Here is a 23,405-nt window from a genome sequence, read left to right on the forward strand (position 1 = left end):
TCTTGGCCCATCGATTGAAGCGGTTGTAGGCTGTTGTGTAAGGGCCATAGCGCTCCGGCAGATCGCGCCAGGGTGTCCCCGTACGCAGGACGAAGAAGATGCCGTTGAGCACCTTGCGATCATCCGGCCGCGGCCGGCCATTCTTCTTGCCTTCCGCCCCAGGTAACAGCGGAGAGATGATTGTCCACTCGGCGTCTGAAAGATCAAAGCGGGCCATCAGGACCTCCCTTTTGGGAAGCCTTGAATCACTCCGCCTCGTCACTCGCAAGGGGTTTGAGTACAGAACCTAGGCCGGCGAAGAGGTGCCTGGGCCGCCGACGGTCATTGAGCTTGTTCTCGCCGGGGGCAGAGGGCTCGTAGGCAAGCGTCTGCTGACGCGCCTTCACAGCGTCCCATGTATCCTGATCGACGATGCGCAATTCGGGAACGTCCAGAATCACCCACTCGGATTCGGGGTTTAGCCGAGAAACCCGTTTGCCCGTATCTGGGTCCTTCAGATAGCGAAGCCGATTCCACACAAGGCGGCCGACATAGAGTTCATTGTTGAGAATGCCAACGCCGCGCTTTGGATTGCCGTGAATGGTCGATGGTCCCCATTCGGCGCCTTGAGGTCCAGGCACACCCTCGCGGTTCAGTTCGAAGGCGATCGTGCGCGAGGATTTGCCGCAGAGGTAATCTGTGAAGATGCGCCGGACGACAGCTGCTTCGGCTTCGTTAATCGTGCGATCGCCGCGGATTGGCTCGCCATCGGCGGCGAACTGCTTGACGACGTCATATCCGAAGCACAGCCCCCCGCCGGACTTGCCGTGCGCGACGCGACCCCGCAAGCCCCGACGCGTCTTGTCCGCTAGGTCTTTCAGGAACAGGGCATTCATCGTGCCCTTCAGCCCGACGTGGAGATGTGTGACGTCGCCCTCCGAAAGCGTGACGATCCGCACGCCGGCGAAGGCCATGCGCTTGAAGAGCCCTGCAATGTCCTCTTGATCGCGGCTGAGGCGGTCCATCGCCTCTGCAAGCACAATGGCGAACTTCCCCCGGGTCGCATCGCCGATCAGTTCCTGGATGCCGGGGCGAAGCAGCGATGCACCAGAGATGGCCCGGTCTGTATAGCTGTCGACGACAGTCCAACCTTGCTTCTCGGCGTGGAGGCGGCACAGGCGCAATTGATCCTCGATCGAAGCGTCGCGCTGGTTGTCTGATGAGTAACGGGCGTAGAGCGCGACCTTCATGACGCCTCCTTATTCCGGGAGACGGTCACGCTTCCGTCTGTCTGTTTCAGCTTGGACGAAGTCCCGCGCGGCCTGCCGGGCCAGCAGGCGCACCAAATTGACCAGGCGCGGATCGGATTTCGATGCGGCGACGGTCGCAGCCGAGGCTCCGGGCGCCGTATCGGCGACCACGCGAAGCTTTTCGGCTGTTGTTCCTCTCGGTCGCGCCACCACGGCGTCCTTGTCGTTGCGCGGATCGCTCCGCATCGTGGCAAAGATGGCGAGTTGCGGCCGCAACGCAAGAGAAAATATCTAGCGATATCAGTGTCTTGTGTCGTGGTCGTGCGTTGATCCGAGATACGAAGCGTAGCGGATAGGGAAATCGCAAAGTCGAGCGCACGAAAAATATTCTCGTGATCACCTCTGCTAGATGCGATCTGTTTGATCGCGACGTCGGACAACATACCGACCTCTTACTACTGCTGCTGACGTCAAATGAGACCGTCGCAGTCTTGCGGCAAGCCGAAGATTCGGCTATATATCCAGATATACCATGGAGGCGATCAGTGAGCAATAGTGCGCAGAAAAGGGCGATCGAAAGTTACCGATCCCGGCTGACCAACCGCGGCATCGTGCGGTTTGAGCTCCAAGCCCTCGAGACCGATCGCGATCTCATCAGAACGCTTGCCCGGAAGTTGACCGAGGAAGGGCCGGAAGCCGGGTATCTCCGACGCGCGGTGCAACAGGCCGTTTCTGGCGAGCCACCGAAGCCCGGTGGCATCTTGAGTGCGTTGCGCCGCTCGCCGCTAGTTGGTGCCGATCTCGACCTGACGCGCCCCCGTGAAGAAGGGCGTAAGGCCGATCTGTGACGCGCTATCTTCTCGACACCAACATCATCAGCAACATCGTCAAGCCGAAACCGTCAGAGTCACTGTTGGCCTGGATAGGCCAACAGCGCGATGAGGATTTGTTCATTGCCTCGCTGACAGTCGCCGAAATCCGGCGCGGCATTCTGGAAAAGCCGCGCGGCAAGAAGCGCGATGCGCTCGACGCATGGTTCGTTGGTCAAGAGGGACCGCAAGCGCTGTTTGCGGGCCGCATTTTGTCGTTCGACGACAAAGCAGGCCTGGTCTGGGCGCGGCTGATGGCGGAAGGGAAGGCTGTCGGACGCCCTCGTAGCGGACTCGATATGATCATCGCTGCCGTCGCGGGTGCCAATGACTGCGTGGTGGTGACGGACAACGAAAAAGACTTTGCTGGGCTTCAGATCATCAATCCATTGCGCGGCGACTTGTAGGGGGAAATGCATGACAGGAGGGGCGCCTGAACCTATAGAGTATCAGCTCATCGGTCTGACTGAGGACGGCAACGCAGGCGACCTGCTGCTTGGGCTTGATCAGAAGCAGGGGCGCATTCGCCTCCAGGCGCTGATCTCCGAATGGCTGCGTATGGAGAACCTCGTCGTTCTGACGGGATCTGGCACGTCGGTTTCGGCTGGCGGGAAGACCATGGTGAATCTTGAAACCGCCGTCTTCGAGACGATCGAGGCTCTCTCCGACGCGCCCGCCTCCGTCGGGCCTATCATCAAAGCGCGTCGGGATGCCGTCTCATTGGCCGACTTACTCGATGAGCCCATCATGGGGTTCGAGCAGTGGCTATCATTCGTTGCCAATTCCCTTGTCGTTGCTAACTCAAAGGACGCACCATTTTCTGGCCTCACCTGGCCGGGCACGCCAGCTCCAAGCCTTGATGACCTCCAATGGTTTGTTAATCGCCTGCGCATGTCGATCTTCTCGGAATGCGCCCTGTCTTTGCCTGACACCGCCAAAGCGAAGTCGGCAAGCGAGATCGCGCCGCAGCTTGCATTTTTGTCCAAGCTCGTCGCGCGTGACAGCAATCTTGGCCGAACCCATCTCTTCACGCTGAATTACGACACGCTGTTCGAGCAGGCGTTGGAGTTGCTGGGCATCCAATATTTCGACGGCTTCACCGGCCGAGCAGCCGCTCGCTTCGATCCATCGGTTTATGGGCTCGATGTCTATTATCCGGGTGAGGTTGCCGAAGGCCGGGTGCGGCGCTTCGACAAGTTCCTGCACTTCTACAAGCTGCATGGGTCCATTCATTGGTTTGAGCAGGACGGTGAGATGCGAGCGCGGCATCCCGACCTCGTCCCGTTCCGAAGCTATGCAGATTTGAATCCGGATGAGAAGGCAGCCGTGCTCGTTAAATTGACCGGCGGAACGCCATCGATTGGAATCCTGCCGACTGCCAACAAGTTCGCGCAGACCCTGACGATGCCCTATGCGCATCTCTTCCGGTCCTTTCAGGTACGCCTCGGTGTCCCCCAGACCTTCCTGCTAGTTCTCGGTTACGGCTTTGGCGATGATCACGTTAGTCGCATCATTGAGAATGCGCTCATGAATCCGTCGTTAGTGATGCTCGTGGTCGAACCGAATCCAGCCAGCCCGGTCATCGAGCGGGTACGCCGCTATAAGGACCTCGGCAAGCGCGCCTTCGTCTTGTGCCCGACGGATGCCGCCTTTGCTGCTAGCAAGTTCAAACACGCGACGTTTGATGATTTCGCCCGCTCGGTGATGCCCGACGTGCAATGGCTGGACGACTTCCTGCGCCTGCGACGATTCGAGAAGCAAATAGCTTCGTCAGCGACGCCCGTTGAACCCGCTTCGGGGGCGTAAGATGGATAATCCACGTCTCGTCGGCCATATTGTCTCGGTTCAAGGCTTCCGGGTGAAGGTGGAATTGCTGCCCGAAACCAGATCGGCCCTGCGCGCGACCCTTGATGGGGTTCAGGCTGCGATCGCGATCAACGCGTATCTGACTTTTTCATTGGGAGCGGGCGAAACCGTCATTGGTATCATTACCGATCTTGAGGCACGTGAGAGCTTCGATCCCACCAGCGGCGATGAACTCAACCTAGAACTCATGAAGCCGCGCCGGACCGCTAGCGTGCAGTTGCTGGGTACCATCGAGCATACCGACGATGACCCGTCTTTCAGTCCGGGTATATCCATCCTGCCAACACTCGATACACCGGCAGAAATCGGATCACCTGACATCTTGCGCGCCGTGTTTGAAATCCCGCCCCGTCGCAACAGGCCGGAGGGTTATGATGCGAGGGATTTTGACTGCGACTTGAAGATCGGATTTCCGACGGGCCAGGCGCGTAACGTTGTCCGGGCATCCTACAATGACTTGTTCTCGAGGCCCTTGGCCATCGTCGGCAACACCGGATCGGGTAAGTCATTCTCGGTGTCGAGCCTCATTCAGAAGGCCATGAAGGCGCTCGACGGCGCAGCAGAGGAGCCGCATGTCTTCATTCTTGACATTAATGGCGAATACGCCAAAGCCTTTCCTGCCGCAAAAGCAGCGGTACGCTTGCCGGATCGCATCTATCTCAATGGCAAAGAATTCGGCCTCCCGCTCTGGTTCCTGAATGCGGAGGAGATCTGTGCATGGCTGAGCGCGGCGGAACAGACACAGGAACCCGTGTTGAAGGACTGGTGGGCGATCGCCAAGGGCGGCAATGCCACAGCTGCGGCTAGTCTCGGTTCGCTGCAGAATGCAATGAGCGCGCTCGATCAACTTCTCAGTGAACTTACAAAGATCAAGAAAAAGGCTGCGGGTTCCTATTGTGACGCCGTTACCGGCCATCTCGCGAACACCGATATCGACACCACGGCGTTCGATAAACTGTTCACCTCACATCGCTCCGCCAACGACTACAACACCGAGGTCATGAACAATCAGGCTGTGATCGCGGCCGAAGCAGAGAAGCTCAAGGACGCCATCCGATCCAAGATTGTCGGCGGGCGTGATACAGCGGAGGCTGGCGCGCGCACTGCGGACTCTCCACTTCCGATCGCGCGATCAACATTGACAGATCCATCACTGATCAATCGCGCTGTATCAAAGGAGGACACCTTCCGGGTGGACGCCCATCTCACCACGCTGAAGCTGCGTTTGAAGACCCGCCTTGATGACAAAAGATGGCGTGCATTCCTCAACTATGAAGACGCTGACACTGCTATTGCTAGTTTGTCGGCCTGGTTCGCTCGTTTCGGATTGGGGGCTACGACAGGTCCAAAGGTGTCGGTGCTCGATCTTTCGATGCTGAGCAACGAAGTGCTGCCCTATGCATGTGCGGTCATCGGGCGCGTGTTGCTGGAGGCGCGGGAACGCTTGCCCGCTGCGTCGCGCTACAAACATCCGTGGGTTCTCGTCCTCGAAGAAGCGCATAACTATGCCCGACCAGCTCGCGCGGACGAGGATCGAGGTCATCGACTGGCGCGACTGACCTTTGAGCGTATCGCAAAGGAAGGGCGCAAGTTCGGCCTGTCGCTCATCATCGCCAGCCAACGTCCGAGCGAGATTAGCCAGACTATCATCAGTCAGTGCGCTAACTTCATCAGCCATCGTCTTCAGAATCCGGACGACATCGACCATTTCCGTCGCATCATCCCGATGCAAGCCCGGCGCTTGCTCGATCAGGTAACGATATTGTCGTCAGGTGAAGCGATTGTCTTCGGCAGCGCGTTCCACATCCCGACACGAGTGCAATTCGATAGGCCCGATCCCAGCCCCTATAGCCAGACGGCGGCCCCTTTCCATGAGTGGTCGAAAGAAAAAGCCCCATTTCCGCTCGCACAAATTATCGATGCTTGGGGGGCCTAGCTCAAAGTTTCTCGATGCCTTTGCCGGAACTTGTCGCGGATCGATTATGCAGAACCGGTCTCCTCGGCGAAAGTAGTTGAAGTAACTTGTTCGAGGCGCTTCCCGTTGGAGTATCGAGTACTTTCCACTTGAGAAGCGGGCGACATGGATTGAGATGCGTCGGTCAAGGAGATCGCCGTGATCCCACTTGTCGTCCAAGTCCCAGGTCGTTGAGCCGCATATCTAGACGGGCCGCTTCGACGTCCTTTTGACTCGCTACACGAGCCTCGACGAGATCCTCGGTGGCGCGAGCGTCGCCAAGATCGGTCCGGATGTCATAACGCAGTTCCAAGAATTCGCTGCGAAAATGGTCCGCCCGGAGGCGGTCCAGCGCCCTGTTGATCCAGACCAACGCTCCGGCCGCGTCGCCCTGCGCGCGCCGGGCGCGGGCCATGAGCCGCTGGAGCCACTCGCTGGTCTCAAGATCGTTCCGCTCTTGTAGGAGCGACTCGCCTTCGGCCGGTCGACCCATTTCGATTAGGAGTTCGGCGCGCCGCTGGAGGTGGAAAAGCTGTGGTCGGACCAGCGACTCATGGAGGGCGAGGGCCTTGGCATGGAAGCCGGAAGCGTCGGCACCCGGCAGGCGGGCTGCCTCGAAATAGACCTCAGCCCACGCAAAACGATCGCTGTCGGTCTGCAAGCCTTCTAGCGCGGGCTCGGAGAGCTGCTCGAAGATGCGCCCAAACATGACCGGCTCTTCGGTCGAAAGGTAGCGCCCGAGCGCAGCGAACGCACGAATCGCCTGCAGCACGCCGACATTCGCTGCCTCGACGATCGTTCGCTCGATTGCGTCGGCATGGCGTCGGATGAGCCCTGCTCGCCAGTTGCCTGAGCCCCATGGCAAGCGCTCGATCACACCCAGGAGAACCGAGTAAGTCACGTTATCTTCGCCGGGAGCGCGAGCGAGGATTTCATCCACCAGCTCGATCGCCCGAGCCACTTTGGCGGGATTGACCCGGTAGATATCGATCAACTGCAGGCGGGTTTCGTGCATGGGCGAGGGTCCGCTCAGCACCTGCTCAAAGAGTTCGGCCGCGGCGGCCGAGTCACCAAGTCTCTTGAGCGCCTTACCCTTATGATGCTGCACTTCGGCAGTCTGCCTGTCGGTGAGCCCGGGAAGTCCAGTAAGTGTGTCGAAGGCTGACAGGCGTTCCCGCAGCCGGGCCTTGGCGATCTCATCGCTTTCCAGCTTGTCGTAGAGGAACAGCTGCTCGATCGCTTCGATAATTGCCATCAACGCCAAAGGCGCCGGCGGGCGTCCTGCCAGCGCATTGGCGTCGGGCAATGGGTCACCCACGAGTTCGGGAGGCAGTTCGGTATGATCCGATACCGTGAGCAGCGCGTAACGGAACGCGGCAGAGCGAGCTCCTGCAGCAATCAGCTTCTTGAGCTTAGGGAGGAGGACGCGCCCGATCGTCCAAAGACGCAGACCAGGCTCACTTGCCGCGGCGCGCAGATAGTCCTCCAGCGCGGCATCCAGCTCGACGCGCCGCCCCGGGGGACACCAGCCGCCGCCGCCGCTCAGCGCCGCGTACACGACATCGTGGAGCCGAATAATCCCGCTTCGGTCAGCAGCTGTAAGCCCGTGGCTGCGGAGCTTGCGGATGCCGAGCGGCTGGACGACATGCTCGAGAAAGTCCTGCCCGCAAGTTGCTTGCTCGGCCCAGGCGAAGACAGACAGCTCGCGCTCGAGGGCAGGTCGCAGGCGCCCCAGGAGCCGGTCGGCGAGGCGCTGGCCATGATGTTCCAGTTCGCCGACAGCCCGACAGTCACGAACGATCTCGTCCCACGTGGCGCCCTGCCGCACGGCAGCGCTGATCAGACCCAGGGTCAGCGGATGGCCGCCCACCGTGGACCAGATGATGTCAAACACATCAGCTGGGCACATCGCGCCATCCTGGTCGAGCAGGCTCTGTGCCTCTCCACGAACGAACATTGGCAGTTCGTATGAGCCTGGTTGTGCCGACCGCTGCGTGAGGATGATCCGTGAGCGGGGCCCGCAAAGTTCACCAAGGCGCGCTGTCGAAAGACCGGGTTCGGCGTCATCGATTACTAACAGACAGGCCCCGGTGCGCAGCAGCGCCGTGACGTTCCGGGTTTCGCCGCCTCGCACCAAAGGGAGCGCCTGGAGTTCCTCTGGCCGACGGACTTCCCCCGCGTCTAGCCAGATCGCGAGGTCGTACTGGTCTTCGTGGTCCGTGGCGTAAGCGGCAGCTGCCGCTGACTTGCCGAGCCCGGCGATACCGCTGATGGTCACCACTGGACTTTCCGAGAGGCGCCGCGAGATGTCGGCGTCGACGTCGACGCGAATAATGCGGCTTCGATCCGGGGCGGGGACCAAGCGGCTCACCGCCTCTTCATCCCGAATCCTCTGTAGCTCAGGCAGGTATGGAGCGAGCCTTCGAACAACGGTGTCGCTGAAGATCAACTTTTCGATCAGCTGGGTCGCGATCTCTTCCGCGCCCCACAGGTGCAGAGTCTTGCCCTCCATTTCCGGCCAGGTTCTGACGGCGCTTTCGAACTCCTGGGCGACTTGGGGCCGCTTTCGCTGGCCCGACAGCAGGAAGATGTCCCGTGCGGACGGTTTGCGATTGAGCGCCTTTCTCAGATCGCCGTCCGCCTTGGCCATCGGGCGCTCAAAATAACCGCCCGCATCAGAGTACTCGGCGACTATCCGGCCGTCGTCGCTGACTGTATCGACCACGCCGCCAACGGCATAGCCGACCAGATTGGTCCCTTGATGGTTCAGAGGCACCTCGAGCAGGGCGTCCAGAAATAGTCCGGCGAACCTCTCGAAATCGGTGGCGATGTAGCCAATTGCACCAGCCAGACGGTCAATTTGCGCGACCTTGCGCTTTGGATTCATCGTGAATTCTCGACTGGTGGCATAGCTTCTGTGTTTAGCGTTTCAGAGGCGGGCACGTGAGGGCATTCCCGTCGCATATCGTAGCATATCGTCCAACATTTCGATTGCTCCCGAGCGACAGCTGATCGGTGCATAGAGCCCGCTACAGGTTTTCCCAAACGGGCTGAACGCCCTCGGCCGACCGGGGCGGGGACGCGGGCTGACAACCACTTCTTGTGATTGGACCCGAATGACCGAATCGAGGCTATTGAAAACTTCAAAGCGATGGTCTCGACTTGAAAAGGAGTGGTGCAATGCAACGGCTCTTTGCGGTCTTGTCGCTTCTGGGTGCTTTGCTGTTTGCGCAGATTCCTGAGCTCCTGCAACAGTATAGGCAGCGGCTCGGTGGGGCAGCCGACGAGCTGACAGTCATTGTGCGCAACTTCGACGAGGACTCTCGCCGCTCGGGTTATGACCGATCGGGCGCACTCGGTGTGATGGCGAAGAACCCAGAACAACTGGTGCGCGACCAGGCGCAGCGAATGACGGAATATGTTCGAAGGCTGGACCGGCTGAACGAGCAGCAATCGGCTTTGGCGAATGGCGTCACGCCTGCGGCCATCCTGGCGGTAGCGGTTGACTACGACAAGCCGATCATGGCGCAAGCCTGGAGCGCCTATGCACCCGCGCTTCCGACGACCCTCACGGGCATTGTATTTGCGATCATCGGCTGGTGCTTGTCTTATGCTGCATTCTTGGTTCTCGGCGCTGTTGCCGGCTCACGAGGCAGAGTCGCTGCGTGATCCGACGAAACCGAGATTCATCGGCAGGAGGACAGCAAACCGAGCCGTCAAACTCCGCGCGGCGTTTCTATACCTCCACTCTTGTTCGCGGTCTTCACCGCGAGCGGCTGCTGGATGAAGCGCCATAGCGGCAACGCATCACTTTTGTAGTCGGATGATACCAGTGGCGCGAACCAGTTGGGCCGATGTTCAAGTTCAATTTGCACTGAATCCGGTTCTCCATTGGCCTGTTGCGAATAGTGGCGGGAAAACATCCGGCTCAGCGTGCCGATTATTTCAAATCTCTCAGTGTCCTCGTTGAGCCGTTCCTCGGGCAGCCAAGAAAACTCGATCGCCGACAATCTTCCGTCAGTCACAATGGCCTTGGTCTTCTGCTTGGCCCATTCCCCGAGATTCATGAATTTCCACGCGATCTCCTGCTCGTCCGTACGCGTGAGGACACGATCCTCACTGAGCATCGTGACCTCTCCAACCGTAAAAGCCGCCATTCCGTCGGGGCCGATGGCGTTGGGCGTGTCGGCGGTTAGCCGAAGTGTGAGCGGCGGCGTTGTGCCGATTGTCATATCGCCGAGCTTGCCCAGCTCATTGAAGCGGACGGCATGTTTCATGTCGAGCTTGAGGTAGCCATTTTCATCCAGCAGATCGTGCGGGGATACGAGCGTCCAGATGCCCCATCTGGCCCAATAGACGGCCACCTTGAGCGCGGCCCGTGTTGCCCGCGCGTAGCTGTCGAGCGAGGACAGATAAGACGGTGTCATGATCTGACGTTCTTGCCGGACCGGATCTGCCTCGTAGACGTTCTTGACTTCGACCAGCCATTGCTCGTCGTCTTCCAGTACGATTCTGAAATCGGGCGCCCGATATCTGCCGACAGGATAGACGCGCCCGGTATCTTCGACCTTCATCAGCTTGTAATGACCAAGCGCCACCACCATGGCTTCGAACATTGCCGCGGTTCGTTGGCCCGCGATCAGAATGTCATCGGTCAATGCCTTGTCGAGCTGCGCGCCGATCGCCGCCAGAAATTCCTGGGCTGTCTGGGGCGCCGTGACGGAAATCTTTTGCTCGCGGCTGAAGCGGGCATAGAGATTGAGAAGATCAAATGGTTTGCTCATTTTGGCGTCGCTGCCTTGAATTTACGCGTGGAAAAGGTCGGGCCTACGACTTGGTGAAATCGGCAACCTGGTCGGCTTTCAAGTTAGCTGACCCGCCTAATCGGCCGAACCCATAAAATCATCTGAGCCAGCCCGCAGGGAGCCAAAGCGAACCGAATAGTCCGACGCCAGCGTCGCGCAGATTTCCTCTGCCCGTGCGTGGTCGTTGGTCATTGCCGCAACATGCCAAGGAGCGTTGCGCACCACCGCCCAACCGCGCACCCATCCCGGGTTCGATGGGTCGACGTGAGGGAGGTTGCGTTGAAGACCCGGGATCGGCGCAAACCAGAAGGCGTAGGATTGCGCACCGTCGCTTCCCGGCTCGTCGCTTGAGCTGACGAGGCCGATCACCTCTCCGTCCTGGTTGAACACGGGTCCGCCGCTCATACCGCCTGGCCAATGGCTGTCGACCGCAAATGTTGGCCAAGGCCGATGTTCGCGGCCACTCGGCAGCACTGCCGTTACGCGGCCAATAGACCCATACATGCGCTCGGTCAGAACATCCGTGTCGATCTCGCGGTCCTGTATCGAACGCAGTTCGGGAAATCCCACCGCCATGACTTCATCGCCGATCTCGGGCCATTTTCCGGTCAGCCGCAGGGGCAGAAAATCGCGTACTTCGTGCAGGCGCGTGTTGTCCGCTTTGAACGACAGCGTCATGCAGTCGAGTGACATGCGGCTCGAGTCACGGTTGAGCAGCCGATCAAGGGCAATATCTTCTGGCGGGGTGCGAAAGGCGGTCGCTGACGCAATCACGACCATCCCGTCGACCCCAATCGGGGCGCGCCCATAAACAAGCCCCGGGTTGAGCAGACCTACAACCGTCGACCGCGGGCGCGAAGGCCCGAGCCATGCTTCAAGCACGTGCTGCGCGGTCAGATATCCTCCGAAGGAGTCGATCCGGAACGCCGTGCCGAGACCAGAGACGCGGTCTGTGTGGCTGTCGATTGCCAGTAAGGAGATAATCGGATGGCGAACCCCCGTCGGGTCTTGAATCAGAAACTGGCGGGGATCGTCTCCGGCTGCGGGGGTGACTGGAAAGGGCATCGCCCAGTCTAACACGGCAAGGCTAATCGCCCTAAGGCGCATTCAATGTAAAGGCTCATCCGAGTCACAAGGAAACCGGCGCCGCTTTTTTGAAACGGCGCAGGTTTCTTTGTCAAAGGTCTAGTGAGCGGCGGCACCTTGCTTGATTGCAGAGGCGAAGTCTTCGACGACACGAACAAATAGATCGGGATCACGCAGTGCGTTCTTGAGCTCCTCAGTCCAATCCGGATTCGACTCGGTCCACTTGATCAGCGCGGTCGCCTTGACGTTGCGGTGCTTGATCAGGAAGTTGGAGATCTTTGCCGGCACCGCGCCCGCGACAAACGCGGCGTTAGCCGGTGCGGCGCGCGCCAGAAGAATGAAAGCCCGCGAGAAGCTCGCGAGATCGTCCTCTTCCGCGAGTTTGGTGAGGAGGTCCAGTACAGGACCGGAAGGGGTTGTGTAGGCTGCCGAGCCCTGGGATGCGATCGCCTCGGCAATGCGGTGCAGTGTTTCTGGGGGCATGCTCTTAATTCCTTCGTCAAGGCCGGCGAGCGCTTTGGCTTTTGCCCTGCGATCGGCGGCGAGGTTTCTGATGTCGTTTGCGTCTTGTTCGGTGGGCACCCACACACGGACTTCCTGCCAGCCTTCAGCCAGGCGAACGGCGCGCTGGCGTCTTACTCGCCTGACTACCGTAGGATCGGCCACGAGAAATGTCGGCGGATGCAGCCTTGGTGCGCATCGAGACGCTCGCGGCCGAACTAAAGGACCCGTATCTGATCAGCCGCATCTTGCCACGGCGGGAAGCTGTCAGCAGCTCGGCGATCGAAGGCACCAACAGCACGCTTGACGAATTGCTGTCCGGTGAAGAAAGCGAAGATTCCCAGCAGGGCGAGGCGGTAGTTCAGGTGCGTGACTACGCGCTCGCGCTCGATGACTTCCTGCCGCAGGCCAGACAAGAGAAACTGGAAATCTTCACAAGCGGTTTGGTGCAGGATCTGCATCGCGCCGTCATGCGCGGCGACGCAGAATACAAGGACAAGCCCGGCGATCTTCGCCAGGTTGTGGTCTGGATCGGCGGCAGGGGCGATATTGCTTACTCGACCTACAATCCGACGCCGCCGTCGGACATTGCCGCGTGTCTTGAGGACACGATGAAGTACATGCGCTGCGAGGGCATGCAGGCGATGTACCAGAGCTTCATTGTGCGAATGGCGGTTGCGCATGCACATTTCGAGGCAGTCCACCCGTTTCGTGATGGCAATGGCCGCGTCGGCCGTCTCCTCCTGCCGTTGATGATGGCGGCGGAAGGCATGATGCCGATTTACCTGTCACCGTACATTGAAGCCCACAAGACAGCTTATTATGAATCGCTCAAAGCGGCTCAGCAGCGCCTCGAATGGCATGAAGCGGTCGGGTTCATGGCGGACGCAATTGTCGGCACCACGGATGAGCTGCTGAAGACCCGCGACGCTTTGTCTGCACTTGGCGATCTATGGCGGAAGCGGCGCAAATTTCGCCAGGGCTCAGCGAGCCTGCGAGCACTCGATGTTCTGCCGCACTATCCGGTGCTGACCGTCAAGCGTCTGGCCTCGCTTCTCAGCATTACGGTGCCTGCAGCCTCGCAAGCGGTAGAGCAACTGGTCGAGAATAAAATCTTGAACGAGCGTACCGGCTATGCGCGCAACCGCGTCTTCGCCGCGCCCGACGCGCTGTCGATCATTAACCGCCCCTTCGGCGAAGAACCCATTCTTCCCGGTGCGGACACCTGACGGCCGGCATGCCGGGCTGACAATCGGTGAAGCCGCGAGTTGCGTCTTCGCCCCGCCGCCGGTCATGCCGTCGGCGGGACTTCCTTGAGACTCAGGCGATTCTCCATAGCACGCGATCCCGCAAATGCTCAATGATCACGCCGGACGAAGGGAGATTCAGTAGATGGCCGAGGCGATTCTCCGAAGGACACTCAAGAGAGTGGTTGACCTTGCATCAATGCACAGCATCACGAGTGATGCGCTCATAGCGATGAGCAAGGACGATTATCAGGTTCTCCGTCGCGCGGCGACGCGCGCGCGGCTCGACAGGAAAGCGCGTTTCGTCTGCGCGAAATGCGGACATGCCGTCTATGCTCCGCGCGAAGGCCGGACCGGCCAGCCCTACTGGAAACACCACCCGGGTGCCCCACAGCTTTGTCCCTGGTGGACGGGGACGCCGGCCAGCGTCGATATCGTTAGCGCGCAACAATTTGACGGAGCGCAGGAAAGCCCGCTGCATGCCAAAATCAAACATATCGTCGGTGAGTTATTGACCAACGATCCGCGCACGACCACAGGAAGCGTCGTTGTCGATGAGTATCTCATCCTAGAGAATGGACGGCGGCGGCCGGACGTACGCGCGATCTATGATGGCATGCCACTCGTCGTGGAGGTTCAACTTGCAACCACGCAAATCCCCATCATCGTGCAACGCGAAGATTTCTATGAGAACGCGTCCATTCGCCTGATTTGGCTCACCTGGAATTTTGAGCCACCCACGAGCGGCCGCTTACTCAGTTCGTTTGAGGACATTTTCTACTCCCACGACAAGAACCTGTTCTCAATTGACGATGAAACGATAGCCCTCTCCAGACAGCGGCGAGAAGTAATCTTGCGCGCGTTCTGGCTGGATGAAGACGCATGGCGCTCGAAATTGGTCGCGATTTCCGACCTCAATTGGATCGAGGGAGGGCGCGCAAACGCGGTCCCGTCGAGGCCGCCTTGGCATCATGACTTTCTGTCGCGCTGGCGCGGCGCGCTCGGAGAAAGAGGTACGAAATGGAAAGAGCGTGAGATCCTGTTTGGCGAACTCGTCGCCAAAGTGGCGATTCCGAGGAGTGACGTCAACGAGCTGCACGCGCTCGATGTGGATGCATTGATCAACTGCTTACTTTCCCTGGTCGACGGTCGGCCGGTCGGATCGCGGCAGCAGAATCTTGTCGAGGTGCTGAACTCCTTCCTCAATGTCGAGCGACGACAGCGCTATGTGCGCCTCATTCGGACCTTCGCCCGACTGACCAACAGGGACGCTCTCTTTGAAATCGAGAGTGTTCGCAACAAGATCGTCAAAGCTCGCACAGTGGCGCAAGACGATCGCCAAAGCGTGTCGGGAAAGATCGCGCTGGCCTTGTTCCCGGAGATATTCTCTTCAGCTTGACGCAATGCCAGCAGCGTATCTCAGCGCTTGACGTATTCTGTAGCGCAATCAAGCGAGCGAGGATTGCGGACGGGGCCAGATTGCCTGTGGGGGCAGCGGCTTGGTAGGAGACGATGGCGCAACAAGGTGGAAAATATCGTGCATTCCGTAGATAGTGACGACCTCGAAGCGAAGCGCATATGCTACGCCTGCATTGGCGAGCAGTATCTAAGCGATGAAGTTCGCGCAAAGGGCAAACGCGCTAAGTGCAGCTATTGCGACAAGACGCGTCGTACCTTCAGCCTTGACAAGATGGCTGAGCGTGTGGCGACCGCGTTCGAGCAGCACTACTATCGAACGTCAGATCAACCAAACGACTACGAATATATGCTCCAGCGCGACAAGGAGCTGAGCTACGAATGGAATCGACATGGCGATGATGTCGTGTACGCCATTCAAAACGCCGCCGAAATCCCTGAAGACGCAGCCCAGGACGTCCAGTCAATCCTGGAGGAGGAACATAGCGATTTCGACAGCGCGGCCATGGGTGAAGAGACGGAGTTCGCGAGCGACAGTTACTATAAAGAGAAAAAGGTCAGCGATGATGCTTGGCGCGAGGAATGGTATCGGTTCGAGAATTCTCTCAAGACCGAGGCGCGTTTCTTCAGCCGCACCGCAGCTACGCATCTGGCGGCCATCTTCGACGGGGTGGATGCTTTGCGGACGCGGCAGGGGCAGCCTCTGGTCGTAGATGCGGGACCCGGAACGCCTTTCCATACACTCTCTCGTGCCCGGGTCTTCCAGTCCGAGGACAAACTCGAGGCGGCGATGTGTCGGCCCGACCTCCAGCTCGGGTCGCCGCCGGCGCTGGTGGCTGCGGCAGGTCGCATGAATGCGCGGGGCATTTCTGTGTTCTACGGCGCCAACGATCCCAAGGCCGCCATCGCCGAGGTGCGGCCTCCGGTTGGAAGCAAGGTTGCCGTGGCGCAATTCGAGATCATCCGAAAACTCCGGCTGCTCGATCTGACAGCGCTCAAGAATGTCCAGATGCGCGGAAGCATCTTTGACGTCGATTTTGCGCGCCGGCTGGAACGAGCGCAATTTCTGAAATCTCTGAGCAACCGTATCACCCAACCAGTCATGCCCGACGATGAGCCTTTCGAGTATCTGGCAACGCAAGCTATCGCCGATTTTCTCGCAACGGAATCCTCGGTGCCCATCGATGGCATTATCTTCCCGTCGGTTCAGGTCGCCGGAGACGTGCTCAACGTCGTCCTATTCCACAAGGCTGCGCGCGTCGAGGCGATGGAAATTCCGAGCGGGACCGAGATCAGAGCCAGGACGGGGCAAAGTACCGCGGAGGGGTGGGAAGTCGATTACTCGGTATTCGAGGAGGTGCCGCCGCCGCCGCCAAAGGTTGATGAAGAAAAGGAAAAATCGCCAGGATGGCCCGACTTCGATGCCATGCCGGCGTTGGCGGGAGAACGGGTCGATTCCGATCCGCGGGAGCCAAGCCTTCGCGTCATGCCGGACAGCGTCAGCGTACACCATGTGGAGGGCGTCGTCTTCAAGACAGACGAGTATCAGGTGCGTCGTTCCCGCTGGGAGAAGGACGATCGATCGCCATTCTAAATTTACACCAGGTCATGAGAAGGTGTGTGGCGGCGACGACTAAAGGCGCTCACGCACGGGGCCTTTCGCCGCCAGAAGCAAGGGCGCGGAAATCCCACGACGACCGTGAACGTATCGATGAACTCCAGTACCATCTGCCTTACATCAGGGCTGTCGTGAGGCTGCAAGCGGATTCGAGCGATGGTGGCGATACTAGCCACGCACTTTGCTTCGGAAGACCACAGTGCGCGCTCGCCCAGCTCGTTGCCCACGCTCAACGCGGCTTCAATGATTGTCCTGATGTAGATTCAGCTTGAGCTTGTCCTGGTATACGCCGATCCGCTTCTTTGCTCGCTCAATCACGTCACCGAAGTGGAGCAATTCAAAATAGGTCTCACCCAATGGCTGCCGAGTGCGAGGGTCCAAGAGGGCGCTCGATTGAAACCATCCCTGACCGACTGAAAACGGTGTCCAAGTTCCGCTCAGACGCAGTGGATTGACAGTGTCACCGATAAGATATCCATAAAATTTGTTTAGCCGGCCTCCTGATTTGGCCGCGAGCAAATGAGCGTACTCTGAAAGGTCGCCGACATGCTCGTCCATCGATACTCCCGGGGCCTTGAATTCGACGATTATGGCTGAGCCTTCTTTGCTGAACAGAGCAATGTCTGGCCGCTTACCGCCATTGTCATCTGCTCGCTTGGCAAGCAGCTTTTGAAACTCATGGTCGATGTCACTTTCGAAAACACTCTCGCTGTCGTTCCACCGGATGCTTGATAGCGGCACGTCTGAGGCGATGTAGTCGTAGTAATGGTATTCTTCACTCAGAAGCCAAATGTCGTGGTCAGCGACCTCAGTGCTGTCCTTCCGCATCGGGAAAAAGATGCTGTGGATGATCTTCTCGTCTTTTCGGCGGCCGCCCTCCGCGACAGCCTGTCCCGCGAGCTGCTTACGGCACGCAAGATCGAGAATCTGTACGATCGCAGCGCGGCGGACTATCAATTGCGACAGGTTCGCCATGTCAAATGCTTTGAGGGACGACGTATATTTCCATGAAAGCTCGTTGATCTTAGTGCGAAACTGCTCCGAATCCGGCTCGGCTTTTATAATTTCCTCTTTGAGTTTGAAGATCTCCGCGGTCTCATCAATGATTCTTTCCTGATACTTTTTTAGAACGCGCTCAGCGACCGACTGGGCCGCTTCGCCATAAACGATGCGCGTTGAGGTATCTTGGAGCATCGCCTCGCTGACACCAAACTGGTCAGTGACTTGCTTCAAAACGTCGTCCTTGTCCCAATCCGCAGGGACGACCATCTCCTCGATGATCGGATCAATCGCCTCGTGGATTGCTGCGTAAGACAGCTTTTCGGCTGAAAACATGTCTCCACTAGGGATCTCGTCAGGGATGTTGTCGAAGTCGTCGCGCTGCTCGTTCACGCGCTGATCCAGATAGTCGCTTTCGATCAGCACGATGTGGTGAAATCCGCCAACTGGATTGTTCTGCTCCGTTCGGGTGCGCAGGTAATAAGGCGTGATATCCTTCACAGGGGAGGATTTCGCACAAAATGCGATGGCATTTCGAGGTAGATCGAAGAGGTTCGCATCGAGCTGGTAGTGAGAGAGCTTAAACCGTTGATGCGTTGCTAGACCGTCGCCGGTCCTCGGATCTCGTTCCTCAACGTCCACCTCCCGCTCAGCCGTGACTTCTGGCAAGTCGGAATGTCTCAATACCTCGATCTCGTCGCCCCTTTTCCAATGGCGAGTGGTGAACCTGATCTCGAAGCTCCCGAGCCGACTCGCGAGGCCCACCAACCTCTGAAGGAAGGCAACCAGCATTTGCTTCTTCAGAGCAGGCGCGGAAAACAGGACGCTAGGCGGCTCCGAGTGCTGAATCCGCGCGAGAGCAGTATCCTTGAATTGCTCCAGCCGTACTATGGTCCCGATCGCGGCTTCACTTCCTGTGCTGGTTGCGAAATCGTCAGGGTCAATCTGCTTCTTTGGCTCTGAATAGTGCAATTGACGCCTCAGGATATCGTGTCCGCTGCGATAGGTACTGTCGATCGCGAGAGCCGAGAAATGGTGAAAAAACTGGATTCGTCCCGCGCCCTTGCACTGACCAATCCCGAAGATCGGAAGGTCGTCCTTGTAGGAGGTGTCCTTGGTCAGAAATGCTTTGAGCTGATCGTCTCCCAACCCGCATCCGTTGTCTTTGCAGGAGACGATCATGGACTCGCGATCATCAAGCATGTCAGCTCGAATAATTTCGACGTCGATGTCAACCAGCATGTCGGTTGCAGAGGCGTCCTGGTGCTTTCGGATCAGGAACGAGTCGATTGCATTTGAGATCAGTTCCTCGAAAACAACATACGGGTTCGAGCTGATCTTCGTATTCTTGATGCTGCCCCTGATATCGAGCGTCATTTTCGTTTCAATCGCTGACGTGGTGATTTCTGAAGGATCGTTCTGACGGTGTGCGGGACATCAAGTCAAGCTGCCGTATGGAAATGGTGGAAGTTACCCGCAAACTAAGACCCAATTTTCCGTCCGCCTCGTTTGCGGTGCACTAAACTTTCCGAGCAGATCCATCGGGTTACGCGACCTATTGCTCCGATGACATCCTGATTGCCAGGGGATGGTTCTTGAGGGGAAAGCCTTCCCCTGCGCCCGAGCCTGTGGTCTCGGCCGACCCCTTCTGCGGGGAGAACCCCGCAACGCCCCCATCAGAGTGAGAGGGTGGACGGGCTTCGCCGTGACGGGTTGAAGAACGGAGGAGAGGCCTCCAGCGCCTGTCGTGGAGATGACCCATGACCCAAGTCGAAGTTTTGAGCGCCGGCCGCGACCATGCCGACGGCTACAAAGTGGATGCGACCCGCGGGACGCGCGTCGGCCGAGTATCGTCGGAATGGTTCTCGCGGCCAGCGGACGAGCGCTATCTGTCGCTGTCGGACCTCTATGCCGCGGTGCGTGGACGGACCGAGCGAAGTCGGACCCGAACCGTCGAGAGCGCTGCAATCCGGGTTGAGGCCAGCCGCGACGATGCCGAGCGCCTGGCTCTGGTGCTGCCCGGCTCTGACACGCCGATTGCACCGACTCACTGGAGTTTCGGTCAACTCGCCGGCCTGGTCGGAGCGCCAGCGGCCTACCTCCGTCAGCTTCCAGCGCCGCTGGCCGGCATCAATCTGCAGTACGGCTTGACCTCCCATTCCGCCGAGCAGGTGAAGACGCTCGAGATCGAAGACCGTCGCGTCGAGCTTCGCGCGGTTACGGGCCCCGAATACGGGCGCATCTTTGACGACGAACTCGTGGCGGCCGTTCAGCGCATCGCGGGCAACGGCACAGGCGACACGCGCTGGAAGGTGCCGGGCGTGCTCGACTGGTCGACCGGTGTCTATAACCCGCATGTCGACGTCACCCAGGACACGACGACGCTCTACGCCTCCGACCGCGACGTCTTCCTGTCCTGGTCGACGACCTCAACCCGATCGAGGCCGGCCGGCTACGTGACGGCTCGCCGGACCTCTACTTCCGCGGTTTTTACTGCTGGAATTCCGAGGTGGGAGCGAAGACACTCGGGATGGCGAGCTTCTATCTTCGCGCCGTCTGCCAGAACCGCAATCTCTGGGGTGTCGAGGATTTCGAGGAGATCACCATTCGCCACTCTAAATACGCCGCTTCACGCTTTGCTCACGAGGCGGCGCCCGCGCTGGCCAGCTTTGCCAATTCATCACCAATGCCCTTCGTCAATGGCATCAGGGCCGCGCGAGAAACGATCGTCGCCCGCACCGACGACGACCGCAGCGAGTTCCTGCGCAAGCGCGGCTTCTCGAAGACCGAGACGGCGAAGATCATCGAAAGGGTGCTATCCGAGGAAGGGCGCAAGCCCGAGAGCGTGTTCGACTTCGTGCAAGGCATTACGGCGGTTGCGCGGGGCAAGACTCACCAGGACGCGCGACTCGATCTGGAGGGGCGCGCGAAGAGGCTGCTCGACAGGGTGGTCTGATGCCTGGAAAGCCGAATGATGCGGAACGGCGTATCTCCGGCTTCGTGCCTTTCCGTCTTTCCTGATCGTCGGTTTGCGGCGCTGCCCTTGAGAGGAAGAGGGCGGCGCTGCGCTTCGTGACGGGTTGGAGGTCCCAGAGAGAGTCTTTGGGCCGCCCGTCGCGGAGTATCACACATGGCACCTGCCGTTCAGAAGATCACCCTGTCGTCCTCGCGCGACATTCCCTTCAACAAACTGGTGCTCAGCCAGTCGAACGTCCGGCGTGTGAAGGCCGGCATTTCGATCGAGGAGCTGGCCGAGGACATCGCCCGGCGTACCTTGCTCCAAGGCCTCAACGTCCGGCCGGTTCTCGACGCCGAAGGCGCCGAGACCGGCATGTTCGAGATCCCGGCGGGCGGACGCCGCTACCGTGCGCTGGAGTTGCTGGTAAAGCAGAAGCGCCTGGCCAAGACCGCGCCGGTGCCTTGCGTCGTGCGTGATCCCGCGACCACCATTCTCGCCGAGGACGACTCGCTCGCCGAGAATATCCAGCGCGCGCCGCTGCATCCGCTCGACCAGTTCCGCGCCTTCCAGGCTCTGCGCGAGAAGGGTAAGACCGAGGAGGACATCGCGGCTGCCTTCTTCACCTCGGTCAACGTCGTGAAGCAGCGCCTGCGGCTCGCCTCGGTCTCCCCCACGCTGCTCGACGTCTATGCCGACGACGGCATCTCGCTCGAGCAGTTGATGGCCTTCACCGTCACCGCGGATCACAGCCGCCAGGAGCAGGTGTGGCAGGCCATCTCCGGCTCTTGGCAGAAGGAGCCCTATCAGATCCGCCGCATGCTGACGGAGAAGACGGTGCGCGCCTCCGACCGGCGCGCCGCGTTTGTCGGTCTCGACGCCTACGAGGCGGCCGGCGGCGCGGTGTTGCGCGACCTGTTTCAGTCCGACGACGGCGGCTGGCTTGAGGACGTTGCTCTCCTCGATCGTCTTGTCGCTGAGAAGCTGAAGACGGAGGCCGAGACAATCGCCGCCGAGGGTTGGAAGTGGATCGAGGTTGCTGTCGATTTTCCCTACGGCCACAGTCGTGGCTTGCGCGAGCTGGATGGCGTACCCGCCGATCTCACCGCCGAAGAGCAGGCGACCATCGACGCCCTCAAGGCCGAATATGCCAGGTTAGAAGCCGAGCATGACAGCTTGGATGAACTGCCCGACGAGGTTGACCAGCGACTAGGCGAGATCGAGACAGCTCTCGCCGCCTTCGACGATCGACCCATCATCTATCAGCGGGCCGACATCGCCCGTGCGGGTGTGTTCGTCAGCATCGACGCCGAAGGCACGCTCTCGGTCGATCGTGGTTACGTCCGGCCCGAGGACGAAGTGCCCGTGGCCGAGCCAGAGAAGGACAGCGATGGCGCCCCGGTTGCCGGGGCTCTGGACGGCGCCGAACCATCAGTGCCGGTTATCCAGCGCGCCGTCATCACCATCGGCGGGCAGGTTGCTGAGCCCGAGGACGAGGATGATGATGCGGTGAAGCCGCTGCCGGACCGCCTGCTGACCGAGCTAACGGCGGAGCGGACTTTGGCTTTGCGCGAGAAGCTGGCGACCACGCCTTCGGTCGCCTTCCAGGCGGTGCTGCACAAGTTCTGCCTCGACGTCTTCTCCCGCTATTCCTCCTATGGAACGGCGATGGAAATCTCCTTGCGCAGCCCCAGCTTCCCGGTGCAGGCGCAAGGGCTGAAGGATACGCCGGCAGCCAAGGCGATCGATGCGCGCCACAAGACCTGGGAGGAGCGCCTGCCGAAGGACAAGGCCGATCTCTGGGATTGGCTCTCGGCTCTCACTGGCGACGAGCAGGCGGCGCTCTTTGCGCACTGTGCCTCGTTCGGCGTCAACGCGCTCTACGAGAAGGGCGACCGCTACGGCGGCGGCGTCACGCCGCACGTGATCGAGCAGCGGATCACTGAGGCCGATCGCATCGCCCGGACCGTCGACCTCGACATGGTGGAATCCGGTTGGCGCCCGACGGTCGAGAACTATCTTGGCCGCGTGCCGAAGCGCCGAATCCTGGAGGCAGTGCGGGAAGGCGCCGGCGAGCGGGCCACCCAGCTCATCGACCATCTGAAGAAGGGCGACATGGCCAAGGAGGCCGAACGTCTCCTGGCCAAGACCGGCTGGCTCCCCGAGCCCCTGCGGATGGCCGACGTCGACCAGGTTGCGACCGCCGACGCCGCGGAGCCCGAGAGCGGTGGCGAGGCGCTGCCGGAATTCCTCGCCAGCGACCACGAGGAAACTCCGGCCGATCAAGCGGACGAACCGCATATGATCGCTGCCGAGTAGAAATACTGGCTGGGGCGATGATCATCGCCCCAGCCTATTTTCATGCGCTGCGAGCCACCAGGGGCTGCACCTTCAGGCTGTCGATCCAGATCGCGATCCTGCCGGCGGCGACGAGACCGGAGGTTTCCGCTACGAATCGCCGTACTGCCCGCGTGCTGCTGACTTCGAAGCGATGTCGATAGCCATTGGCCACGGCGCGATCGGTAAAGCCTTTCAAGGCAGCGAACCCTGCTGCTTCCTGGATCTCGAACTGAACCTTCCACCGCGTGCGTCGCGGCCGAACATCATCGAGCACTTCGACGCTGACACCGTGCTTGCTCCCGCTGCGAACGGTGACTGGTTCGATCTTCTTGGTGGGAAACCTCAAGATTTGAGCCATCAAATCCTCCTTCATTGTGAGAAGCGGTTCGATGGTCTTGTCGGGGCTCGTGAACCGCATGCCGAGACCCGCGCCCCACGCGAAAGCGCGGGGGCAGGTCAGCGGCAGCCTGTTGATCAGGCCGTTCAGCTCTTGAGGCTCGCGCCACAAGCGGTTCTTGC

At 59.8% G+C, this 23,405-nt stretch carries 16 protein-coding genes and 2 pseudogenes; 10 read left to right on the forward strand and 8 right to left on the reverse strand.

Annotated elements, in window-relative coordinates; genetic code table 11:
- Both H1B27_RS01490 and H1B27_RS01495 read right to left on the reverse strand, forming a co-directional pair.
- On the reverse strand, positions 1-217 hold a 217-nt coding region (locus tag H1B27_RS01490; RefSeq protein ID WP_197964725.1), incomplete at its 3' end, for a transposase.
- Between the two features lie 70 nt (positions 218-287).
- Positions 288-1,229 (reverse strand): annotated as a pseudogene (locus H1B27_RS01495) (recombinase family protein); the annotation flags it as partial.
- Between the two features lie 545 nt (positions 1,230-1,774).
- On the opposite strand from H1B27_RS01495, the gene H1B27_RS01505 reads away from it, so the two are divergent.
- From H1B27_RS01505 to H1B27_RS01520, 4 genes are read left to right on the forward strand one after another with little or no spacing between them, the layout of a single operon-like run.
- Positions 1,775-2,077: a hypothetical protein gene (locus tag H1B27_RS01505; RefSeq protein WP_197964726.1), complete on the forward strand. Its 303-nt coding sequence runs from the start codon at positions 1,775-1,777 to the stop codon at positions 2,075-2,077.
- A complete protein-coding gene (locus tag H1B27_RS01510; protein WP_197964727.1) occupies positions 2,074-2,505 on the forward strand; it encodes a PIN domain-containing protein in 432 nt (143 codons plus the stop codon). The genes H1B27_RS01505 and H1B27_RS01510 overlap by 4 nt, the downstream gene beginning before the upstream one ends.
- 10 nt (positions 2,506-2,515) lie before the next feature.
- Positions 2,516-3,904, forward strand: a complete 1,389-nt coding sequence (locus H1B27_RS01515; protein WP_197964728.1) for an SIR2 family protein — start codon at positions 2,516-2,518, stop codon at positions 3,902-3,904.
- 1 nt (position 3,905) lies between these two features.
- Positions 3,906-5,900, forward strand: coding sequence for an ATP-binding protein (locus tag H1B27_RS01520; RefSeq protein ID WP_197964729.1), 1,995 nt, complete (start codon positions 3,906-3,908; stop codon positions 5,898-5,900).
- 163 nt (positions 5,901-6,063) lie between these two features.
- Here the strand turns inward: H1B27_RS01520 and H1B27_RS01525 are convergent, their stop codons facing one another.
- Positions 6,064-8,805 (reverse strand): tetratricopeptide repeat protein, encoded by a 2,742-nt coding sequence (locus tag H1B27_RS01525; RefSeq protein WP_197964730.1) that lies wholly within the window; start codon positions 8,803-8,805, stop codon positions 6,064-6,066.
- A 293-nt stretch (positions 8,806-9,098) separates the two neighbouring features.
- Between H1B27_RS01525 and H1B27_RS01530 the strand changes: the two genes are divergently transcribed.
- Positions 9,099-9,587 (forward strand): DUF2937 family protein, encoded by a 489-nt coding sequence (locus H1B27_RS01530; RefSeq protein ID WP_197964731.1) that lies wholly within the window; start codon positions 9,099-9,101, stop codon positions 9,585-9,587.
- A 47-nt stretch (positions 9,588-9,634) separates the two neighbouring features.
- Here H1B27_RS01530 and H1B27_RS01535 read toward each other — a convergent pair whose 3' ends face one another.
- From H1B27_RS01535 to H1B27_RS01545, 3 genes are all read right to left on the reverse strand, one after another.
- Complete coding sequence (locus H1B27_RS01535; RefSeq protein ID WP_197964732.1) at positions 9,635-10,702, reverse strand: hypothetical protein; 1,068 nt, start codon at positions 10,700-10,702, stop codon at positions 9,635-9,637.
- Between the two features lie 96 nt (positions 10,703-10,798).
- The gene (locus H1B27_RS01540; protein ID WP_197964733.1) at positions 10,799-11,788 is read right to left on the reverse strand and encodes a S1 family peptidase; all 990 of its coding nucleotides are present in this window, start codon (positions 11,786-11,788) and stop codon (positions 10,799-10,801) included.
- Positions 11,789-11,908: 120 nt separating this feature from the next.
- Positions 11,909-12,397: a hypothetical protein gene (locus H1B27_RS01545; protein ID WP_197964734.1), complete on the reverse strand. Its 489-nt coding sequence runs from the start codon at positions 12,395-12,397 to the stop codon at positions 11,909-11,911.
- Between the two features lie 83 nt (positions 12,398-12,480).
- On the opposite strand from H1B27_RS01545, the gene H1B27_RS01550 reads away from it, so the two are divergent.
- The 3 genes from H1B27_RS01550 to H1B27_RS40945 all read left to right on the forward strand — a co-directional run bounded on the left by H1B27_RS01550 (position 12,481) and on the right by H1B27_RS40945 (position 16,567).
- Complete coding sequence (locus tag H1B27_RS01550) at positions 12,481-13,539, forward strand: Fic family protein (RefSeq protein ID WP_283816918.1); 1,059 nt, start codon at positions 12,481-12,483, stop codon at positions 13,537-13,539.
- Positions 13,540-13,702: 163 nt separating this feature from the next.
- Positions 13,703-14,956 carry a DUF6035 family protein gene (locus H1B27_RS01555; RefSeq protein ID WP_197964735.1) on the forward strand — a complete coding sequence of 418 codons (1,254 nt, stop codon included), beginning with the start codon at positions 13,703-13,705 and terminating at the stop codon, positions 14,954-14,956.
- 126 nt (positions 14,957-15,082) lie between these two features.
- Positions 15,083-16,567 carry an RES family NAD+ phosphorylase gene (locus H1B27_RS40945; protein WP_311976919.1) on the forward strand — a complete coding sequence of 495 codons (1,485 nt, stop codon included), beginning with the start codon at positions 15,083-15,085 and terminating at the stop codon, positions 16,565-16,567.
- Between the two features lie 264 nt (positions 16,568-16,831).
- On the opposite strand, the gene H1B27_RS01565 is transcribed toward H1B27_RS40945, so the two are convergent.
- Positions 16,832-18,967: a hypothetical protein gene (locus H1B27_RS01565; protein ID WP_197964951.1), complete on the reverse strand. Its 2,136-nt coding sequence runs from the start codon at positions 18,965-18,967 to the stop codon at positions 16,832-16,834.
- A 383-nt stretch (positions 18,968-19,350) separates the two neighbouring features.
- Between H1B27_RS01565 and H1B27_RS01570 the strand changes: the two are divergent.
- Together H1B27_RS01570 and H1B27_RS01575 are read left to right on the forward strand one after the other, a co-directional pair.
- Positions 19,351-20,546: pseudogene (locus H1B27_RS01570) on the forward strand (DUF932 domain-containing protein).
- 174 nt (positions 20,547-20,720) lie between these two features.
- Positions 20,721-22,865 (forward strand): ParB/RepB/Spo0J family partition protein, encoded by a 2,145-nt coding sequence (locus tag H1B27_RS01575; protein ID WP_197964736.1) that lies wholly within the window; start codon positions 20,721-20,723, stop codon positions 22,863-22,865.
- 40 nt (positions 22,866-22,905) lie between these two features.
- Here the strand turns inward: H1B27_RS01575 and H1B27_RS01580 are convergent, their stop codons facing one another.
- Positions 22,906-23,394: a hypothetical protein gene (locus tag H1B27_RS01580; protein WP_197964737.1), complete on the reverse strand. Its 489-nt coding sequence runs from the start codon at positions 23,392-23,394 to the stop codon at positions 22,906-22,908.
- Positions 23,395-23,405 lie beyond the last annotated feature (11 nt).

It is taken from the genome of Bradyrhizobium diversitatis, assembly GCF_016031635.1.
GTDB classification, from domain to species: Bacteria; Pseudomonadota; Alphaproteobacteria; order Rhizobiales; family Xanthobacteraceae; genus Bradyrhizobium; species Bradyrhizobium diversitatis.

Excerpts from the sequence above, each read along its gene's own strand:
- H1B27_RS01515 (WP_197964728.1), top strand. The coding sequence starts at position 2,516 with ATGACAGGAGGGGCGCCTGAACCTATAGAGTATCAGCTCATCGGTCTG.
- H1B27_RS01520 (WP_197964729.1), top strand. The coding sequence starts at position 3,906 with ATGGATAATCCACGTCTCGTCGGCCATATTGTCTCGGTTCAAGGCTTC.
- H1B27_RS01525 (WP_197964730.1), bottom strand. The coding sequence starts at position 8,805 with ATGAATCCAAAGCGCAAGGTCGCGCAAATTGACCGTCTGGCTGGTGCA.
- H1B27_RS01530 (WP_197964731.1), top strand. The coding sequence starts at position 9,099 with ATGCAACGGCTCTTTGCGGTCTTGTCGCTTCTGGGTGCTTTGCTGTTT.
- H1B27_RS01535 (WP_197964732.1), bottom strand. The coding sequence starts at position 10,702 with ATGAGCAAACCATTTGATCTTCTCAATCTCTATGCCCGCTTCAGCCGC.
- H1B27_RS01540 (WP_197964733.1), bottom strand. The coding sequence starts at position 11,788 with ATGCCCTTTCCAGTCACCCCCGCAGCCGGAGACGATCCCCGCCAGTTT.
- H1B27_RS01550 (WP_283816918.1), top strand. The coding sequence starts at position 12,481 with ATGTCGGCGGATGCAGCCTTGGTGCGCATCGAGACGCTCGCGGCCGAA.
- H1B27_RS01555 (WP_197964735.1), top strand. The coding sequence starts at position 13,703 with ATGGCCGAGGCGATTCTCCGAAGGACACTCAAGAGAGTGGTTGACCTT.
- H1B27_RS01565 (WP_197964951.1), bottom strand. The coding sequence starts at position 18,967 with ATGACGCTCGATATCAGGGGCAGCATCAAGAATACGAAGATCAGCTCG.
- H1B27_RS01575 (WP_197964736.1), top strand. The coding sequence starts at position 20,721 with ATGGCACCTGCCGTTCAGAAGATCACCCTGTCGTCCTCGCGCGACATT.